Annotated in this window: 1 protein-coding gene; it reads right to left on the reverse strand. The window is 65.1% G+C overall.

The window, feature by feature from the left end:
- A partial coding sequence (locus DA1_RS29180; RefSeq protein WP_062794201.1) for an Ig-like domain repeat protein occupies positions 1-4,740 on the reverse strand: 4,740 nt, incomplete at both ends.

Below are 4,740 nucleotides of genomic sequence, written 5' to 3' on the forward strand. Positions count from 1 at the left end.
GTCGTAGGTGGTCTGGATGAGGGTGCTGGTGGTGCCCGTGCCCGTGGCTTCGGTGCGCTGCGTCTCTTCGCGGAAGGTGTTGTAGACGTAGTTGCGCGTGAAGCCCAGCGCATCGCGCTCGCTGGCCAGGGTGCCGTTGGTGTTGTAGGTGTACTGGGTGGTCTGGTCCTTGGCGGCATTGGTGGCCGCCTGCAGCAGCGACTGCAGTGTGCTGTTGACCAGGCCGCCTGCCAGCGATCCCGTCAGCGAGCCCGGGTTGATGCGCGTGCCGTAGCGCACCTGTGCGCTCACCTGGCCCAGCGCGTTGTAGCGCGTCTCGGCCACTTCGCCCAGCGCGTTGATGGTGTGCGTGAGCTGATTCTCGGCGTTGTAGAAGAACAGGGTGCGCAGGCCGTTGGCATCGGTGGTGCTGGTGCGCCGGCCGGCTGCATCGTAGGTATGGCGGCTGGCGTAGCTGCTCCAGACGGCCTCGACCTGGGCGGGGGTCTGGGCTGCAGCCAACTGGCGTGCACCCTCGGCACTGAGCTCGGCCGTGATCCTGCCCAGCGCGTCGTAGCGCACCTGGCGCGTGCGCGCCTCGGAGGTGCCAGCGGCCACGGTGCTGGCCGTGCGGTTGCCGGCGGCGTCGTAGCTGTGCTCGGTGCGCGTGCCCTGCCAGTCGGTCTCGGCCGTGAGCTGGCCCAGCTTGTCGTATTCGAGGACGGTGCTGCGGTCCTGGGCGTTGGTGGCCGGGCGGATGCCTGCCACGGCCGTGGTGCTGGTGAGTGTGGACAGCACGGCCGCCTTCAAGGCCGTGGCGTAGCGGGTCTGGCTGGTGAGCTGGCCGGCCGCGTCGTAGCCGAAGGTGGTGAGGTAACCGGCGCCATCCACCGTGCCGGCCAGGCGGCCCTGGCCGTCGTACATGCGGCGCTCGATGATGTCCTGGGCGTTGGAGGCGGGTATCAGCTCGGCCAGCGTGCCTGTGGCGCGCTTGGCCGCATCGGTGGCGGTGGCAAAGCGGGTGGTGCTGACCAGGCGACCGGCGGCGTCGTAATTGAGGGCCACGAGGTAGCCTTCGGCATCCAGCGTAGCCAAAACAAGGCCATCTGCGCTGTGGAACTGCCGCGTGATGCGGTCGTTGGCGGAGGTCGTCAGCACGGCGGCCGAAGAGCTCAAAGCGGACCATGCCACGTGGCGTGAAGCGCCGGCCAGGCTGGCGGAGGGATCGCTGTATTCCACCCAGAAATCGCCGTCGGCGAGCTGGGCGCTGTCCAATTGCAGGCTGGCCATCCCATTGACCGTTGCCACCGTCTGCAGCAGTACGCCATTGCGCATGAACCGGAATGTGCCGGTTCCCCCGGCAGGCACGCTGGCTTGCAGGTGCAGTAGGTTGCCTTCGGTGCGCAGGCCGAGCACAGTCTGGACCGCTGTATTTGAGCGGGGCCTTGTGAACTGCGCGCTGACCTCGCTGGCATGGCGGGTCGCGTCGCCGGAGTAGATGAAGCGTATGGACTGGTTGCCGGGCGGCAGGATGCTGGCAGGCACCTGTGCCTTGCCATCGGCGACCAGATACTCGCCCAGCAGCGTGGTGCCTGAGAAAACGGACACTTTGCCAGCGGCACCTGAGTCTGAGACCTGCACTGTAATGGGGTCGCCATAGCCGGCAGCCTGATCTCCCACCAGCGTGAGCTGTGAAGGCTGGCGCGGATCAACGGGGGCTGCCGCGATTTCCAGGCGCACCGAGCCGTTGCCGCTCATGTTATTGACGTCGCCGGAGTAGGTGATGCCGAGTTGGTGCGCGCCCGCTGAAAGTAGGTTCGCCGGCAGGGTCAGCGTTGCATTGCCTTGGACCACCTGGGCGCTGCCAACCAGTCGGCCGCCGTCGAAGAGGGAAACTGTTCCCGTGGCGCTGCTAGACACGCCGACCAGCGTCACCTGTAGCGCAGTAGCTGCACCTGCCGGAGTGATGGCTGGTGCCGAAACCTCCACGCCGACAAAATTCTTGGCGGTCTGGCCGATGAGGCCCGCTCGATACAACGTATTGCCAGGGTATTCGACCGTGATCTCATGGTTGCCCTCGGACAGCGGGACGCGTAGCAACTGGGCCTTGCCATTCACTATGGCTGCCGTCCCCACGGCCACACCGTCGCTGTAGAACGTGACGGGTCCGTCGGTGTGGAAGCTGGTGAAGGTCAGCTCGTAGCCGCTTCGGCGGCGCACGATCGCGAGTTCGCCATCTGGTAGAAAGCCCTTTTCCAAGCCCTTCGCTGTCGAGGTTTCGCTTGTCGCGTGGCTAGCGTCGCCAGAGTAGATGGCCCGGAAGGTGCGCATGCCAGCAGCCGGGGTGTACAGGGCCGTGCTGCCGCTGGTTCCGTAGCCTGGCCGGCCTGTGGAGGACAGCGTCAGCTTGGCCTTACCATTGACCACGAGGGCAGTGCCGACGAGAACGCTGCCGTCGTAGAAGCTGACCGTGCCGGTTGCGGTGCCCTCGGTACTGCCAACTATCGCAGTCAGCTGGATGTTTTCCGTACCTAGCAGGCTGCCCGATGCAGTCAACTGGGTACTGGTAGGGCTTCCCTGCACAACGGGGGGCATGGGCCGCTGGGTTGCGGCAACGTTGACCAGAACGCTGCTGCTGCGCACGGAGGAAGTCTGCGTGGCGTTGCCCGTGTAGCTTGCCGTGATCTGTATGTTGCCCGTATTGCGCAGTCCGGCGCTGGACAGTCGTGCGATGCCTGCGGAAACTGCAGCGACGCCCAGGACCTGACCGTCGGCGTAGAAGGTCACATACCCTTCCGAGGTGTCGAGGCCCACCTGGGCATTCAGATGGATGGGGTCACCCTGGGTCAGGTTGTCGGTGGAGACCGAGACCTGAATGTCCTGTGCTGCAGCCAGCGTATTGACGGTAAAGGCAGACGAAACGATGGCCGTGTTGTTTCCATCACCGGCATAGTGGGCCGTGATGCTGTGGCTGCCACCGCTGGCCAGCAAGGCAGACAGGTCTAGTCTGGCGTAGCCATAGGAATCCAGGGCCGCATTGCCAATGAGCTGCCCGTTTCTGTAGAAGTCGACCTGGCCCGTAGGCATGGTGGGACCGATGAGTTGCACTACAAGCGCTGTCTGCGAGCCGTAGGCTTGGCGCATGCCGTTGAAAGCCGTGGGCTGTGGCTCCTGACGGTTGACTGTGAGGGAAGCGTCCGCCGTGACACTTGCGGCTTGGTAGGAGGCATCACCTGTGTACGAGGCGGTAACGCTGTACGTTCCGCTGGGCAGCAGCGGAAGTGCCGTGCGCAGTTTGGCCACGCCATTGATGACGGGAGCATAGCCAACGACCGTATCACCCACCGAAAAAGTGACGGCGCCTGCTGGGGCGCTGGCTTGGACTGCAACGCTGAAGCTGACCTGAGTGGGCTGCAACATGGAGCTTTGGCGCAGAAAGGCGAAGCCGGGGCTCACACTCAGTCCGTTGAACGTCGGCAAGCTCTTGTCGACTGGTGCGGAGGTCGTGCTGTGCACCACCTGCAACGTGCTCAGCGCAGTGCTTGCCAGGTGCGTCGCATCCCCGGAGTAGCGGGCACTGATCTCGTTGACTCCCGTTTGTAGCTGGGTGGTGCTGGCATCGAAGTCCAGCATGGCTATGCCGGCCGCGACGGCGGCTACCCCCAGCAAGGTGTCGCCGCGGAAGAAGGCCACGGTGCCCTGGGGCTGGTTACCGCTGACCTGGGCGTTCAGCGTGATCTTCCCGGGGACGCTGACCACGGCGGATGGGCTCCGCAGTGCGGTCTCTGAGCGTTGCTGGATTAGGACGGACAGAGGCTCTGTGCTGATCTGGCCCTGGCCGGTCTCCGAGAGGTAGGTGGCTGATATTTCCTGCGTGCCCACCGGCAGGCTGGACAAGGTGATTTCGGCAGCACCGTTGACAGCACGCACCGTACCCAGAATGGTGGCGCCGCTCCTGAAGAGGATGCTGCCATTACCCAGGCCTACACCTGTGGCCACGATGCGCACGGGTTCGCCGAGCAGTGCCTTGGCGGGAATGGCCTGCAGCGCCAACTGGCCGGAGCTGCCGCTGCCGATCCTTGCGATGCCCGTGCCCCGGGCCACGAGCAGGGAGCCGTCGCCCAGACTGTCGATGGGCATGGGTGTCGCAAGCTGGGTCACGGCGACGATACGCGATGCCCCGTCATAGTCCGTGCGCGTGCCCTCGCCCTGAGGGCCGATCTGCCAGACCAGGCGCTGGGCATCGTCATAGATGCGCCAGCTCTTGCGGTCACCGGCCTCCGCCAGGGCCTGTATGGCTTGCAGTGTGGGAGCGTTGGCAGTGGAGAGAAGGGCCTTGGCGTAGGCAATGGTCTGGACCAACTGGCCGCTCGCGTTGTAGCGGTACTCAGTTGCTGCACCCGTGCCGTCTACCTCGGCGACCTTGCGACCGGCATCGTCATAGACGTTCCATTGCCGCACGCCTGTGGCGTCCTGGGTCGAAACCAGCCGTCCCGTGGCGTCATAAGTGAAGGCGGTCGTGCTCGATGCAGAGGCCGAGGCCGTGTCCTGGCGAAGATTGCTGATCAGGCGCCCGGCGCTGTCATAGCTGCGCACCTCCTGCAGCCCATTGGCCGACAGCACCACGATGCGCCGGCCCATGTCGTCATAGGTGGTCGTCGTGACCTGCCCCTTGGCGTCCGTCACCGTCAGCAGCCGGCCCAAGCCGTCATAGGCATAACTGGTGCTGCCGCCATTGCCATCAATGGTCTGCAGCAGGCG

It is taken from the genome of Delftia acidovorans NBRC 14950 (genome assembly GCF_001598795.1).
Classification (GTDB): Bacteria; Pseudomonadota; Gammaproteobacteria; order Burkholderiales; family Burkholderiaceae_C; genus Comamonas; species Comamonas acidovorans.